This window comes from Ensifer sp. R1-3, from assembly GCF_056739175.1.
The window spans coordinates 3,525,750-3,539,202 of record NZ_CP096515.1; the positions used below are offsets into that span (position 1 = coordinate 3,525,750).

16 protein-coding genes and 1 tRNA gene are annotated in these 13,453 nt (G+C 63.2%); 9 read left to right on the forward strand and 8 right to left on the reverse strand.

Annotation, left to right across the window (positions count from 1 at the left end):
- The first annotated feature begins 243 nt into the window (after positions 1-243).
- The 6 genes from mnmA to M1D43_RS16670 all read left to right on the forward strand — a co-directional run bounded on the left by mnmA (position 244) and on the right by M1D43_RS16670 (position 3,867).
- The gene (mnmA, locus tag M1D43_RS16645; RefSeq protein WP_013844832.1) at positions 244-1,440 is read left to right on the forward strand and encodes a tRNA 2-thiouridine(34) synthase MnmA; all 1,197 of its coding nucleotides are present in this window, start codon (positions 244-246) and stop codon (positions 1,438-1,440) included.
- A 134-nt stretch (positions 1,441-1,574) separates the two neighbouring features.
- A tRNA-Met gene (locus M1D43_RS16650) sits at positions 1,575-1,651 on the forward strand.
- Between the two features lie 509 nt (positions 1,652-2,160).
- Entirely contained in the window at positions 2,161-2,421 is a 261-nt protein-coding gene (locus M1D43_RS16655) for a hypothetical protein (protein WP_003527539.1), read from the forward strand.
- A gap of 216 nt (positions 2,422-2,637) precedes the next feature.
- Positions 2,638-2,973, forward strand: coding sequence for a hypothetical protein (locus M1D43_RS16660; protein ID WP_027989798.1), 336 nt, complete (start codon positions 2,638-2,640; stop codon positions 2,971-2,973).
- A gap of 478 nt (positions 2,974-3,451) precedes the next feature.
- Complete coding sequence (locus M1D43_RS16665; RefSeq protein WP_014526973.1) at positions 3,452-3,685, forward strand: hypothetical protein; 234 nt, start codon at positions 3,452-3,454, stop codon at positions 3,683-3,685.
- Positions 3,667-3,867, forward strand: a complete 201-nt coding sequence (locus M1D43_RS16670; protein ID WP_018096871.1) for a hypothetical protein — start codon at positions 3,667-3,669, stop codon at positions 3,865-3,867. Before M1D43_RS16665 ends, M1D43_RS16670 begins: the two co-directional genes overlap by 19 nt.
- Before the next feature lie 93 nt (positions 3,868-3,960).
- Here the strand turns inward: M1D43_RS16670 and M1D43_RS16675 are convergent, their stop codons facing one another.
- Complete coding sequence (locus M1D43_RS16675; protein WP_153313670.1) at positions 3,961-4,161, reverse strand: hypothetical protein; 201 nt, start codon at positions 4,159-4,161, stop codon at positions 3,961-3,963.
- Positions 4,162-4,305: 144 nt separating this feature from the next.
- Here M1D43_RS16675 and M1D43_RS16680 point away from each other — a divergent pair, with 144 nt between their 5' ends.
- Together M1D43_RS16680 and M1D43_RS16685 are read left to right on the forward strand one after the other, a co-directional pair.
- Positions 4,306-4,494, forward strand: a complete 189-nt coding sequence (locus tag M1D43_RS16680) for a hypothetical protein (protein WP_003527526.1) — start codon at positions 4,306-4,308, stop codon at positions 4,492-4,494.
- A gap of 53 nt (positions 4,495-4,547) precedes the next feature.
- Entirely contained in the window at positions 4,548-4,802 is a 255-nt protein-coding gene (locus tag M1D43_RS16685; RefSeq protein WP_003527524.1) for a hypothetical protein, read from the forward strand.
- A 54-nt stretch (positions 4,803-4,856) separates the two neighbouring features.
- Here the strand turns inward: M1D43_RS16685 and M1D43_RS16690 are convergent, their stop codons facing one another.
- The 7 genes from M1D43_RS16690 to hutF all read right to left on the reverse strand — a co-directional run bounded on the left by M1D43_RS16690 (position 4,857) and on the right by hutF (position 12,569).
- Positions 4,857-5,450 carry a HutD/Ves family protein gene (locus M1D43_RS16690; protein WP_003527522.1) on the reverse strand — a complete coding sequence of 198 codons (594 nt, stop codon included), beginning with the start codon at positions 5,448-5,450 and terminating at the stop codon, positions 4,857-4,859.
- Positions 5,438-6,763, reverse strand: a complete 1,326-nt coding sequence (locus tag M1D43_RS16695; protein ID WP_153313669.1) for a YjiH family protein — start codon at positions 6,761-6,763, stop codon at positions 5,438-5,440. The genes M1D43_RS16690 and M1D43_RS16695 overlap by 13 nt, the downstream gene beginning before the upstream one ends.
- Before the next feature lie 31 nt (positions 6,764-6,794).
- Positions 6,795-8,294 carry an HAL/PAL/TAL family ammonia-lyase gene (locus tag M1D43_RS16700; protein ID WP_153313668.1) on the reverse strand — a complete coding sequence of 500 codons (1,500 nt, stop codon included), beginning with the start codon at positions 8,292-8,294 and terminating at the stop codon, positions 6,795-6,797.
- Complete coding sequence (locus tag M1D43_RS16705) at positions 8,287-9,114, reverse strand: quaternary amine ABC transporter ATP-binding protein (protein WP_153313667.1); 828 nt, start codon at positions 9,112-9,114, stop codon at positions 8,287-8,289. Before M1D43_RS16705 ends, M1D43_RS16700 begins: the two co-directional genes overlap by 8 nt.
- Positions 9,107-9,964 (reverse strand): ABC transporter permease, encoded by an 858-nt coding sequence (locus M1D43_RS16710; protein WP_010970142.1) that lies wholly within the window; start codon positions 9,962-9,964, stop codon positions 9,107-9,109. The genes M1D43_RS16705 and M1D43_RS16710 overlap by 8 nt, the downstream gene beginning before the upstream one ends.
- A gap of 135 nt (positions 9,965-10,099) precedes the next feature.
- Positions 10,100-11,134 carry an ABC transporter substrate-binding protein gene (locus tag M1D43_RS16715; protein WP_027989802.1) on the reverse strand — a complete coding sequence of 345 codons (1,035 nt, stop codon included), beginning with the start codon at positions 11,132-11,134 and terminating at the stop codon, positions 10,100-10,102.
- 37 nt (positions 11,135-11,171) lie between these two features.
- Positions 11,172-12,569 (reverse strand): formimidoylglutamate deiminase, encoded by a 1,398-nt coding sequence (hutF, locus tag M1D43_RS16720; RefSeq protein ID WP_003527512.1) that lies wholly within the window; start codon positions 12,567-12,569, stop codon positions 11,172-11,174.
- A 128-nt stretch (positions 12,570-12,697) separates the two neighbouring features.
- On the opposite strand from hutF, the gene hutC reads away from it, so the two are divergent.
- Positions 12,698-13,441 (forward strand): histidine utilization transcriptional repressor HutC, encoded by a 744-nt coding sequence (hutC, locus tag M1D43_RS16725; protein ID WP_003527510.1) that lies wholly within the window; start codon positions 12,698-12,700, stop codon positions 13,439-13,441.
- The last annotated feature ends 12 nt before the right edge of the window (positions 13,442-13,453 follow it).

A 13,453-nucleotide genomic window follows, 5' to 3' on the forward strand; every position in this document is an offset into this window, starting at 1 on the left:
GTTCTGCCGTCCACTCTTGCCGTGACGGGCGCAAGTTTCTATATGTCGCGGCACGGAAAAGTCTGATGCATGCCGCCCGACACCGAGCAGCGGTTTTGGGATGACGGCATGCACGAAGAAAATACCAGAAGGGCGTAGACCCTTACAGAATATGCCGCGCCGCCCTCATGTGCCGCCGTGCGGCCTCAAGCGTGAAACAGGGTGCCGGTACAGGAGCCGCGCCCGGATGCCGGATTGGATCCCGTGAACAGTCTCGATTTTGACCGCAAGCCCGAAGATACGCGCGTCGTCGTCGCCATGTCCGGCGGCGTCGACTCTTCCGTCGTGGCGGGGCTTCTCAAACGCGAGGGCTACGACGTTCTCGGCATCACGCTGCAGCTTTACGATCATGGCGCGGCGGTGCACAGGGCCGGCTCCTGCTGCGCCGGTCAGGATATCGACGACGCCCGCCGCGTCTGCGAGACGATCGGCATTCCGCATTATGTCCTCGATTACGAGGCGCGTTTCCGCGAGACGGTGATCAACCCCTTCGCCGAAAGCTATATCGCCGGCGAGACGCCGATCCCGTGCGTGGCCTGCAACCAGACGGTCAAGTTCGCCGACCTGCTTGCGACCGCCAAGGAGCTCGGCGCCGATGCGCTCGCCACCGGCCATTACATCCGTTCGCGGCCGAGCCCGAAGCCGCGTTATGCCGGCCAGCGCGCGCTCTACCGGCCGGCCGACGCCGAGCGCGACCAGAGCTATTTCCTCTTTGCGACAACGCAGGAGCAGATCGACTATCTGCGCTTCCCGCTCGGCGGTCTTCCGAAGAGCGAGACCCGGGCGCTCGCCGAGGAGATGGGCCTTGTCGTCGCCAAGAAGGCCGACAGCCAGGACATCTGTTTCGTGCCCCAGGGCAAATACAGCGACATCGTCTCGAAGCTGAAGCCGAACGCGGCGCTTGCCGGCGAAATCGTCCATCTCGACGGTCGCGTACTGGGCGCGCACGAGGGCATCCTGCATTACACGATCGGTCAGCGCCGCGGCATCGGTGTCGCGACCGGCGAGCCGCTCTATGTCGTCTACCTCGACGCCCGCTCGCGCCGCGTGATCGTCGGCCCGAAGGAGGCGCTGGAGACGCGCCGCGTCTACCTGCGCGACGTCAACTGGCTGGGTGACGAGGAACTGGAAGCGGCAGCCGGGCAGGGCTTCGAATGCTTTGCCAAGGTGCGCTCCACCCGCCGCCCCGCGCCGGCGGTCCTCAAGAGCGACGCCGAAGGGCTATATGTCGAGCTCGTCGAAGGCGAGGCGGGTGTCGCGCCCGGCCAGGCCTGCGCGCTCTATTCCGGCACCGGCGAGGATGCGCGCGTCTATGGCGGCGGCTTCATCCGCAGGTCCGAGCGCGAGCCGGCCGCGGAAGCGGCGCTGAAGGCGCTCTTGCAGGCGCCGGCGGCAGCGTAAAGCGGGCGATTCCGGCGTGGCGGGAAAACATCGCTTTTTCCCGAAGACATTGCTTGACACTAGCCGGAACAGCGCCTTATAAGCCGCCCGACCAGCCAAGACGGGCTTCGTTCAGAAGCTTTCACGGCACCGGCGGCGGAGTAGCTCAGTAGGTTAGAGCAGAGGAATCATAATCCTTGTGTCGGGGGTTCGAATCCCTCCTCCGCTACCAATCCTTCCCGGTCCATTCTGGACACATAGGTAACCGGTTTATTCCTGAGACATTGGCCGGTGCGATCCTGCATATTGTCGCTTGGCGCGAGCAAGGTTCACCAAAACGGCTTGCCGGATCTGCGAGGGAGTGCCGGCCCTCCCGTCCACTCGATGAGCTTTCTTATTTTTCGAGCGCGCTCTATCACTCATAGCGCCTCGCTCTCGCTCTTGCGTGAAAGCTCTGAAGCCGCCACCAGAGCCAGTGGAAGCGCCGAGTCTTCTGCACTGAATTCTAACGTCGTTAAATGAGTTACTGTCAAAGGCCATACTCGAAAGATCATTAGAGTAGATTTCTGCTGGTTACTTGATCAAGACGGTTTTGGCCGTCGGTCGCTCCTGCGCCGGATCCATTCTCCCAACTTTATGACGAGAACTGTCATCGGCGTTGTCTACCCTTATTTCTCGCTCTGGAACTTAATTCTGCTGTAGTGGTTTCCCTGGAGGAAAGAACCTAAAGGAGAACTCCAAATGGCTGACAGAGGACCAACAGTAGTCAACACCGGGGGCAGCGGCGGTGGGTGGGCCGTTGCGGTAATCGTGATTCTGCTAGTTGTCGGAGCCTTGTTCCTGTTTGGCGGCGATCTCTTCGACGGCAGCGGCGGTGGTGGAAATACCGACGTCGACGTGAACGTGCCGAACGTTGAAGCGCCGCAGGCACCTTCAGGCGGACAGGAAACGCAGGCGCCTTCAGGCGGCGAGGGAACGTCGCCGGGCGGCGCTCAACAGTAGTCATCAACGTCGAGCCGTCCCTCGACGGCTCTTCCGGAACTGGCGAGCGCGCCCGGTGAGGCGTGGTTCATTTCTCCCGAAGCGCTCGCCCTGATGTCCTGCCGCTTGGTCCGTCCTCCCCGGCTCAAAGACGCGGAAGGGCGGAACTAATCCGCTCCCCTGCCGTTCAGATATGAGTTTAAGAAAACTCTCAAATGAGAGCATGGAGGAGAAGTCATGAACATCGGCAGGCTTTTCGCGGCCGGGTTGATTTTGGGCGGCGCGGCGGCTGCTTTACCTTCTGCTTCGTCAGCCCAGTCATTCGACCTGTATATCGGTCCGGACGGTCCGCAGCTGCGTGATCGCAGATACGACGATGATGACTACGATTATCGTCCGTCTCGCGGCTGCAGCGAGCGTCAGGCCATCCGTCGCGCCTATCGGCTTGGAATCCGCGACCCGGATATCCGGTCGGTCACGCGGCGCGAGGTGGCGGTCGACGGTGTCGGCCGGCGCGGCCGGCTTACGACCGTCTATTTCGCAAATCGGCCGGGATGTCCTCGCATAGGTTGAGCCTCGTCCGCTACAGCGCCGCGCGTCTTATCAGACGCGCAAAGGTCGCTGTGGCACTTTGATCTGCTGCATGTTTTTGTCCTTTAATCGGATACGATTAAAGGAAACATGCAGTATAGCCGAACGGTCGCCATCATAGGGCGCCGCGCGTTTCCGGACGCACGGCGCCATTTGGTGCTGCTACAAACGGCAGCGCTCGGGCAAGACTATCTGTATGGACGAGGCGGGCGACGGAACTTCCCGGGGCCGGCCTTGTTAGAGCAATTCCAGGAAAAGTGCGCAGCGGTTTTCCGTCCGGAGTTGCGTCAACGAAAGGTTAGAGCATTGCCGGAGCGGAAATGCTCTGGATCACGATGTTTTTAGGTCTGGTTGACCTAAAAACATGACCGTGATCGATTGCACGAAGTTGGAGCGGGATGCGGGCGGTAAACCGCACACACTTTTCCTCATCCCGCTCCGGGTCGGTCAGGAGGATCGCATGCCGGCGCCGAAAGAGATGGATTCCGCATTGACCAGTCTTCCCCTGAGAATCGGGGCCTATGTCCCCGACGATCTCCTGGAGGACTGGTTCGCCCCGGGAACGGGAATGAACCCGCCCTCGGAAAAGGCTTTGACCGAGGCAGCCGCATACGGCCGGCGGTTCGAGTGCGAATTCAAATATTATCCCGAGCGAAAGGAAGGGGTCTTCTGGAAATGGGTACCAGCCATCTGAACGAAGGCAATCTGGAGGCGAAGGCCATCAATGCCGTTATCGAAGAACTTCAGCGGCAGGCGGCAGAAAACCCTTCGAAGCTTCAGGTCCGCCAGGCGGGAGACAAGCTCGCGGTCAATGGAGAGATCGACGTCGATGCGGTGGTGATGGTGGTCGTAGGGTCGATGGCAGGCGGCCCTTGAGCCGCCTCCGCCTTCCTTCGGCCCTATGCCCTTGAGCCGGTCCGTTTCGGGTCTGCGCGAGCGCGTGCCATGCGCGCCCGCGAAGGGAGGGCCTCAGGAAGGATTGTCCTTGTCGCCCGTGGCGCTCGGCGGATTTTCGTCGATGGTATTGATGCCGTCGGCATTGACCTTGGTGTCCTCGATCCGGGTGGAATTGGTCGAGGAGAAGCGGTCGACATAGACGTAGAAAATCGCACTGGCGATTATGATGACGGCGGCGCCGATCAGCGCCAGTCGTTCCCAGCTTCTGCTCATGACATCACCTCCGGTCGCTCATGGTCGGAAACCGCAGCCGGCCGCAAAGGTTCCGGCCCGCGGGAGCCGCCGCCGGACTTGACGCGACGGGGGAACCATTTGTGCCCGTTCGACGTTAGAACCAACGCAGTTGGGAGGCGCAGGATGAGACACGCGGAAATCGGAAAGCTCGACAAATCCCAGGCCAGGCATGTCTGGGACGTGGCGGAGTATTGCAGGCGGACCGGCATCAACAAGGCCGAGGAACGCCGCCTGATCAGGGTTCTCGGGCGATTTGCATCCAGCCACGAGCTTCAGATGAACATCGTGCGTCCTCAGACGCGCATCCGCTGACATCTCCGCGTCTCCATCGCCATTGAATCATTCACTGTTTCGTCGAACAGTGAATTCAGCCGCAGGAGGCGCGCGTGTGGGCAACCCTGGCCGGTGCACTTCTTTTCATCAGCGGGCTTCTCTACATGGCATGGGAGGCGCTCGGACGGCGACGGCTGAGCGAGCCGCCGCAGCCCGCGGAACGCAATCCCAAGCAGACGCTTGAGCCGCGCGGGCAAGGCCTGCGCTTTCTGAGCCCGTTGCGCAATTGGCTGGGCGTCGCGCTCATGCTGGTCGGCGGAATTCTCCTGCTCTTCGGCATGCGCTGAAGCGGCGTGCCTTCATATTTCCGGCCGAACAAAGGACGGCTGACGGCGCGGCGCTCAGGCCGGGCCGATCTCGATCAGGAAAGCTTCCGAAGCGATGTCGGCCGAGAGCGTGAGCGTGCCCGGCTGGACGAGGACCGCCGCGTCGAGCCCGTGCAGGGTTGCGGAGACGCCTTCGGTCACGAGCGCAACGCTGCCGCGATGACAGAAGAGAACGAGATCGCGGGCGCTCGTCGTCACCGGTTGCGAGCCCTCGACATGAATCCTGCGCACGCGATGTTTCAAAGCCTGGCGGCGCGTCATCACATTGAGATCGGTGACCGGGCCATCCACGAGCGTCGCGGACGTCGGCACGTCGGCGGGGAAGGTGAGGGGGGTATCCGAGGTGGTCAGCAGTTTCGGTTGCCGGCCCTCGATCGCAAGCGTCATCCCGCTGCCCTCCAGGATCGATAGGGTGCGGTCGATGCCGGGAAAGATCGAGAAGGCGCCATTGGTGGCGACGGTCGCCATGCTTATGCGCCAGTCGAAATCGGCAATGGTGGCACGGTCCGGAGAGACGGCGATTTCCACCGTCTCTCCGCCGCCGTTCTTCCACGGCATATGCCTGTACTCGCTCGAGCGCAGAATTCGCATCATCGTCAGCCGAGCCATCCCATCGACGTTCCGACCCAAATGATCGGCGCCGTCACCACTATGCTCAATACGACGCGAATATACCAGATCACCAGAAGATCGCGAAAGCTGAGCGGGATCGAGGTCGCCAGCATGCAAGGGACCGAGGCGGACAGGAACAGGACCTGACTGACCGATACCACCGCGACCAGGAACTTCACCTCGGGCACGGCCTCCTTGAGCAGGATGGCGGGCAGGAACATCTCGGCGAGCCCTGAGGCGAGCGCCTTTGCCGCCTGCATCGGCTCGCCGAACTGCGCGAGCCAGGTGAAGGGGTAGAGCGTCAGGCCGAGAATGTCGAAGATCGGCGTGAACTTGGCGGCGAGAAGCCCGATGAGCCCGACAGCCATGATGCTCGGCAGGATCATCGCCGCCATGCGCAGTCCGTCGAGGAAGCTTTCGCGTAGCAGCGTCGGCAGGGCCTTGGCGATTGCTGCCTGTTCCAGGCCCGTCTCGACGGCGACGCTCAGGCGGCTGCGGCCCGGGGGCAGCGGCTGGTCCCGATCGCCCTCGTGCGCAAGCCGGGAAAGCGGCCAGATCCGGGCGGTGATCGCAGAAACGATGAATGTGACGACAAGCGTCGTCCAGAAGTAGAAATTCCAGATATCCATGAGCCCCAGCGTCTTCGCCACGATGATCATGAACGTAGCCGACACGGTGGAAAAGCCTGTCGCGATGATCGCCGCTTCGCGCACCGTGTACTTGCCTTCGCGGAACACGCGGTCGGTGATCAGGAGCGCAAGGGAGTAGCTGCCGACGAAGGAAGCGACGGCGTCGATGGCGGACCAGCCCGGCGTACGCCAGATCGGCCGCATCACGGGCTGGACGAGCACGCCGGTGAATTCGAGAAGGCCGTAGCCGATCAGGAAGGCGAGTGCCAAAGCGCCGATGGGTACGATCAGCCCGACCGACAGCACCAGCTTGTCGAAGAGGAAGGGCAGCATGTCGGGGGCGAAGAAGACCTCGGGCCCGATGCCGGCGAGATAAAGGCCGGCAAGGACCAGTCCGAGGACGCGCAGGACCGAAAACACGGCATCGGTCGTCGTCTTGCGCCAGGTGCCCTTCGCGATGGGGCCGAAGGCGCCGTAAGCCATCAGCAGCAATACGAAGCCGATCGCCACCGGCCGCGCATGGGTCGATATGGCGGTTGCCGCATGGTCGAGCAGGATCGTCGACTTGCCGTTGATTTCGACCGGCACGAAGAACAGGAATATGCCGATGAGGCTGAAAAGGATGAGCCGCAATGCGGCGCCGCCGCGCGAGCCCCCTGCCTCGGTGGTGATGTGCGTCATGTAGTCTCCTCCCTTCCTTGTTCAGAGCGGGTTACAGCTGCCCGTGTGCCGGCGCGGCTCGCATCAGCCGCCGCATCCGGTCAAAGTCTTCGTTCATCGGGCGATCGTCGCGATAGGCGGGGATCGCCGAGCGTATGTGCCCGTAAAGGGCAGCGGTGCGTTGCGCCTTGCCCTGCGCTTGCGGCTGCAGCTCATAGGCCTGTGCGGCCGCAAGCAGTTCGATCGCCAGTATCCGCTCGAGATTGTCGACGATCGAGAGCGCTTTCCAGGCGGCCGGTGTCGCATGGGTGAGCATGTCTTCCTGAAGCGCGGAGGTGATGCCGCCGTCGAGACTGGCGGGTGCCGCGAGCCGCCGGTTTTCCGCTACGAGCGCGGCAGCCGTGTACTGCGCGATCATGTAACCCGAGGAAACGCCGCTATCGCCGGCGAGGAAGGCAGGAAGACCGCTCACCAGAGGGTTCACCAGCCGGTCGATGCGGCGCTCGGAAATTGCTGCGACTTCCGCCACTGCGACGGCGAGGCTGTCCATTGCAAGGCCAAGCGCGGCACCGACGGCATGGGCTTGCGAATGCACCTCGGGTGCCTCCGGCGAACCGGCAACGGCCGGGTTGTCGGTAACGCTTGCGAGTTCGCGGTCGACGATTTCGGCCACCTGGCCGAAAGCGTCGCGGACGGCGCCATGCACCTGCGGTACGGCCCTGAGACTGAGCGGATCCTGGGTGCGGGTCCCGGCCGTACCTGCGAGCATCGGGCTATCCGCCAGCCAGTCGCGCAGACCCTCGCCGACCGCGCTCAGGCCAGGGGATTGCCGCAGTGCCAAGGGCAACTCGGCAAAGGCATTGGCTTGGCTGCCGAGGTTTTCGTAAGTCATCGCCGCGGCTGCATCCGCCCAGGCGAAGAGCCTTTCCGTGCGTGCGAGCGCCAGCGCCGCCAGACCGGTGGCGCATGGGGTCCCGTTGACGAGGCTCAGGCCTTCTTTCGCTTCGAGCCGCAAGGGCGCAAGCCCCAGACGGGCGAGGGCATCGGCGCCGCTCAGTCTTTCCGTCCCCTGCATGGCCGAGCCCTGACCGATCAGCACGAGGCCGATCGCGGCGGCGTGGGTTAGATATCCGACCGAGCCCCGCGACGGAATGAGAGGGATGATGTCGGCATTGAGCAGCGCCAGGAGCATTTCGGCCGTCTCGACCCGCACGCCGGAATAGCCGTGGGCGAAGTTGGCTATCTGTGCTGCCATGACGGCCCGGGCTTCCACTCGACCGAGCGGATCTCCGACGCCGCAAGCGTGGCTCAGGATGATGTTGCGCGAGAGCGCCTGCTGGTTCTCACGGCTGATGATGACATCGCATAGCGCGCCAACGCCGGTGTTGATGCCGTAACCGCGGATGCCGCGCTCCACCAATGCGTCGACGATCCGGCGGGCCTGGGCGATCCGCCGGCGCGCCGGTCCGGACAGGTCCAGAGAGGCGCCCTCGGCGATCGAAGCGATCTCGCGCCAGGTAAGCGGTCCATCGAGCGAAATCATCTCACCCATGGGTCTGCGGCCTTTCGTGCCGGCGCTGGACGAATCGGGCAACATAGTCGTTGGCAGGGTTGTCGAGAATATCGTTCGGTGTGCCGACCTGAACGACCTGACCGTCCCTCAGGATCGCGATCTCCGACCCGATGCGCAGGGCCTCGTCGAGATCATGGGTGATGAAGACGATGGTCTTCGCAAGATTCCGCTGGAGTTGCAGCAACTGGTCCTGCATGTCGCCGCGGATCAGTGGGTCAAGGGCACTGAACGCCTCGTCCATCAGGATCACATCCGTGTCGGCAGCGAGCGCTCGTGCAAGGCCGACGCGCTGCTTCATGCCGCCCGAGAGCTGATGAGGAAATTTCGCGTCGTAGCCCGAGAGGCCCACAGTATCGATCCATTTCATGCCGATGTCGCGGGCATCGTCCTTCGACACGCCGCGCACGCGCTGGCCGTAGACGACATTCTGGAGCACGGTCCGATGCGGCATCAGGGCAAAGCTCTGGAAGACCATGCTGACGCGCCGCATGCGGAAGGCGCGCAGCGCCTTCGCACCGAGGTCGAGGATATTGTCGCCGTCGAAGAGGACCTCGCCGCTCGTCGGTTCGATCAGCCGGTTGATGTGGCGCACCAGCGTCGACTTGCCCGATCCGGAAAGCCCCATGATCACGAAGATCTTTCCGGCGCCGATCTTGAGGCTGACATCGTTGAGGCCCACGGTGCAGCCGGACCTGGACAGGATGTCGGCTTTATCGAGCCCGTCCTCGACCATGGCGAGCGCCTTCTTCGCGTCATGCCCGAAGATCTTGTAGACGTTCCGGATCTCTATATCAGCCATTGCGGGCGTCCTCCGTCCGGGGCTTGCCGAAGCCTTGCGTGATACGGTCGAGCACGACCGCCAGAATGACGATGCCGATGCCGGCCTCGAGGCCCTTGCCGACGTCGAGCGTCTGAATGCCGTTCAGCACCTGTTCGCCGAGGCCGCGTGCGCCGATCATCGAGGCGACGACGACCATCGACAGCGCCATCATGATCGTCTGATTGAGGCCGGCCATGATCGTCGGCGTCGCAAGGGGCAGTTCGACGCCGAAGAGAATCTGTCCCGGGCTGCCGCCGAACGCCGTCGCAGCTTCGACGACTTCCGCATCAACCTGGCGGATGCCGAGATCGGTGAGCCGGATCAGCGGCGGGACGGCGTAGATAATGGTCGCGAGGATTGCCGGGACCTTGCCGAGCCCGAAGAGCATCAGCGCCGGGATGAGATAGACGAAGCTCGGCATGGTCTGCATGACATCGAGCACCGGCAGAGTGATGTTGCGGACGACGCGGCTCTTCGCGACGAGAATCCCCATGGGCACGCCGATCACCACCGAGACGATGGTCGCCATCAGCATCAGGGCGAGCGTCTGCATCGTCAGATCCCAGAGTCCGAGGACGCCGACGGTAACCAGCAACGCGCCTACGGCCAGCGTCAGCGACCAGCGCCGCGAACTCCGCCAGGCAAGCGCCATGAAGGCGAGAATGACGAGCCACCAGGGCAGGCCGCGCAGGATCCATTCGATGAACAGAACGGCCTTCAGGATGACGCCGCTGATCGCCTTGAAGACCCAGCCATAATTGGTGACGAGGGCCTGGATGAAGTCGTTCACCGGCGCGCGGATCGAGAGATTGAGAGAGTCCGGAAACATCGGATATCGTTCCTTGTTCAGGTGGGAGGCGGGAAGCCAAGACCCTCCTGGCCCGGGGAAGCAGCCTTTCGCCTACGATCGCAGCGCCCCGCCTGGTGGCGGGGCGCTGCGATTGCCGGCCGGAAAGGGCCACCGTTACTTGAGACCGGCTTCGATCTTGCCGCGCGCCTCGTCCGAGACCCACTTGCTCCAGATGTCGCCTTTGGTTTTCAGGAATTCGGCGGCAGCCGCCGTGGCGTCGACCTTGTTGTCGGCCATATAGGCGAGGCTGGCGTTGACCTCATCGAGCGGGAATGTTGCCTTTTCCAGGATCTCGACGATTTCCGGAGCTTCGGAAGCGAAGGTGCTGTTCACGCCATAGGCCACGTCGACGGAGGGAAAGGCGCAGCCTTCGTCACGTTTGCCGTTGGCGCTGCTCAGTTCTTTCCAGCAGGCTTCGTTATAGGCCGGCTCTTCGAGCTGGATCAGCTTGAATTTCCCCATGATCGCGGTCGGCGACCAGTAATAGAAGAGGATCGGCTCGCCCTGGAGATAGGCAGAGGTAATCGCCGCGTCGAGCGCTGTCCCCGTTCCGGGGCGGAAGTTCACATAGGTCTCACCGAGCTTGTAGGCCTCGAGCTTGGCGGTGCTCACGCCCTCGCAGGTCCAGCCGGAGGGGCAGTTGAGGAAGCGGCCTTTGGATGGCTCTTCCGGATCGGCGAAAATCTCGGCGATCTTCGGATCGGTAAGCTGTGATACGCTTTTCAGGTCCGGCGCCTTGGCTTCGATATTGCGAGCGGGATCGCCGTGGACGACGTAGTCCGGCACGAACCAGCCTTCGCTGGCGCCTACGAAGGTCTTGCCGACGGCAACCACCTTCTTTTCTTCCACCGCCTTGTTCCAGACGTCCGAACGGCCGAGCCATTCCTCGGCGAAAATCTGCACGTCGTTGTTGGCGGTTGCCTGTTCGAGAGTCACGGAATTGCCGGGGATCGAGTCGACCTGGCAGTCGTATCCCTTGGAAAGGATCGTTTTCATGACCTCGGTGATGAAGGCGCCGCTTTCCCAGTCGATGCCGGCGAAGGTCACGGTCTTGCCGTCGCCGCAATAGGAAGCATTGGCGCCGCTGGCGGAAGCCGCCAGCATCAGGCCGGCGGCAGCGAAGGTGAGTCTCATTGTGCTGATCGACATGCGCATTCCCCTTTTTTAAATTGCGATTCTTCGATTGCTATTTGAGCTTGTTCAGAACGCGCGCGAAGGCGCGGTCGATGTCTTCCTCCCGGTCATGCCGTCCATTGCGGATCTTCCATTCGCCCGCGATCATGACGTCGCGAACCGTATCCCCGCCGAGTGCGAAGAGCCAGCGGTCGAGGATCTGGTTGCCGCTTGCCGCGGCGATATAGGGATTGGAGCCGTCGAGAACGACGAGGTCGGCCATGGCGCCGGCGCGGATGCCCGGCTCTTCCATTCCGGCGGCTTGTCCGGCCGCTTGTCCGGCCGCTTGGGCGCCGCCCGCAAGCGCCGCATCGAAGATTGACCTGCCGACGGAGGCGCCGGGCGCGGCGAGCCGGTTGCGCCTGCGGTCGCGCAGGCGCTGGCCGTATTCGAGGAGCCGAAGCTCTTCCGCGACGCTCGTCGCGACATGGCTGTCGGTCCCGACCCCGAAGCGGCCGCCTGCCGCAACAAAGTCGACCGCGGGAAAAATTCCGTCGCCGAGATTGGCCTCGGTCGCGGGGCAAAGGCCGGCGACCGCTCCCGAATGGGCGAGCCGTCTCGTCTCGTCGGGCGTCATGTGCGTCGCGTGGATCGCGCACCAGCGCTCGTCCACCGGCATGTTGTCGAGGAGCCATTCGACCGGGCGCCGGCCGCTCCAGGCCAGGCAATCTTCCACTTCGCGGGGTTGCTCGGCGACATGGATGTGGATGGGGCCGGTGAGGGGCGACGATTGCAGGATCTCGCGCATTTCCTCCGGCGTCGCCGCCCGCAGCGAATGGATGGCATAGCCAAGCCTCGCGCCTGTCGCATTGCAAGCGGGCGAGAGCCGCTCGAGCAGCGCGAGGAAGCGGTCCGGATCATGAAGGAAGGGGCGCTGCCCCGCGCTCGGCGCAGCTCCGCCGAAATTGGCATGGGCGTAGAAGACCGGCAGATGGGTGAGGCCGATGCCGGTCGTCTGCGCGGCCCTTAGTATCCGCAGCGACATTTCCGCCGGGTCCGCGTAAGGCGTGCCGTCGAGCTGATGATGAAGGTAGTGGAATTCGACGACACGGCCGAAGCCGCCCTTCAGCATTTCCACATAGAGCTTGGCGGCGATCGCCTCGAGATCGTCCGGGTCGACCAGACCGACGGTGCGATACATCTCCTCCCGCCAGGTCCAGAAGCTGTCGTCGCCTGTTCCGGCCACTTCCGCAAGGCCGGCCATTGCACGCTGGAAGGCGTGGGAATGCAGGTTGGCCATCGCCGGCACAATGGGTCCGGATAGATGCTCGTCGCCCGGCGCCTTCGATTGCCCTGCTTCCACCGCGAGAATGCGTCCCGCCGCGTCGACGGAGATCGCGACGTTCTCGGACCAACCGGTCGGCAGCAGCGCCTGTTCGGCAAACAGTCGATGGGCGGACGAAGCTGTCATGAGAGCCGTTCCTGTACGTGGTTGTATATGGAACTATAGATATTTTGTTGTGGCGCGCAAGTTGGAAATAAAGGAAAACAATCGCTGATTTGCCGGGCCGGCGGCGCCCGGCCGCAACGGAGCATCGCATGGCGGTATTGGGGCGCAAGAGCGACAGGGCGGTTTTCGACGACGGGCCGGTACCGCGCTATGAGGCGGTCAAGCAGTTCATCCGCAGCCGCATCGAAAGCGGCGAATGGCCGCCGCACCATCGCGTACCGTCCGAAAACGATATCGTCGCCGATCTCGGCGTCAGCCGGATGACCGCCAATCGCGCACTGCGCGAACTGGCAAGCGAGGGTGCGATCACGCGGGTCCAGGGAGTAGGGTCCTTCGTGGCTGCCCACAAGGGCAGCACGGCCCTTCTCGAGGTGCGCAATATCGCCGACGAGATTCGCGAGCGCGGACACAGGCATACCTCGCGGATCACGCTGCTTGAGGAGGAGCAGGCAAGCACCGAGGTCGCGGAGGCGCTCGGGCTTGCGGCGAAAGCGCGGGTCTTTCACTCGATCATCGTCCACGCGGAGGACGACGTTCCGATCCAGATTGAAGACCGTTTCGTCAATCCCGCAATCTGCCCCAATTACCTGGAACAGGATTTTACCAGCATGACCCCGAACGTCTATCTGACGTTGGTGGCGCCGATCACGCGGACGGAGCAGATCGTCGAAGCCGTTCTGCCGAAGCCGTGGGAATGCAAGCTCCTTTCGATCGGCCGCGGCGAACCGTGCCTGATGATCCGTCGACGGACCTGGTCGGAAGCTGCGAATGTAACGGTCGCGTGGCTCACCTATCCGGGTACGCGCTATCGTCTTGAAGGTGTTTCGCAGTAAGAACGACACCAT

Coding starts and splice junctions, on each gene's coding strand:
- M1D43_RS16700 (WP_153313668.1), bottom strand. CDS start 8,294: ATGGGTGAGATGATTTCGCTCGATGGACCGCTTACCTGGCGCGAGATC.
- M1D43_RS16680 (WP_003527526.1), top strand. CDS start 4,306: ATGAGACACGCGGAAATCGGAAAGCTCGACAAATCCCAGGCCAGGCAT.
- hutC (WP_003527510.1), top strand. CDS start 12,698: ATGGCGGTATTGGGGCGCAAGAGCGACAGGGCGGTTTTCGACGACGGG.
- M1D43_RS16690 (WP_003527522.1), bottom strand. CDS start 5,450: ATGGCTCGGCTGACGATGATGCGAATTCTGCGCTCGAGCGAGTACAGG.
- M1D43_RS16670 (WP_018096871.1), top strand. CDS start 3,667: ATGGGTACCAGCCATCTGAACGAAGGCAATCTGGAGGCGAAGGCCATC.
- M1D43_RS16655 (WP_003527539.1), top strand. CDS start 2,161: ATGGCTGACAGAGGACCAACAGTAGTCAACACCGGGGGCAGCGGCGGT.
- M1D43_RS16710 (WP_010970142.1), bottom strand. CDS start 9,964: ATGTTTCCGGACTCTCTCAATCTCTCGATCCGCGCGCCGGTGAACGAC.
- hutF (WP_003527512.1), bottom strand. CDS start 12,569: ATGACAGCTTCGTCCGCCCATCGACTGTTTGCCGAACAGGCGCTGCTG.
- M1D43_RS16715 (WP_027989802.1), bottom strand. CDS start 11,134: ATGTCGATCAGCACAATGAGACTCACCTTCGCTGCCGCCGGCCTGATG.
- M1D43_RS16660 (WP_027989798.1), top strand. CDS start 2,638: ATGAACATCGGCAGGCTTTTCGCGGCCGGGTTGATTTTGGGCGGCGCG.
- M1D43_RS16695 (WP_153313669.1), bottom strand. CDS start 6,763: ATGACGCACATCACCACCGAGGCAGGGGGCTCGCGCGGCGGCGCCGCA.
- M1D43_RS16675 (WP_153313670.1), bottom strand. CDS start 4,161: ATGAGCAGAAGCTGGGAACGACTGGCGCTGATCGGCGCCGCCGTCATC.
- M1D43_RS16665 (WP_014526973.1), top strand. CDS start 3,452: ATGCCGGCGCCGAAAGAGATGGATTCCGCATTGACCAGTCTTCCCCTG.
- M1D43_RS16705 (WP_153313667.1), bottom strand. CDS start 9,114: ATGGCTGATATAGAGATCCGGAACGTCTACAAGATCTTCGGGCATGAC.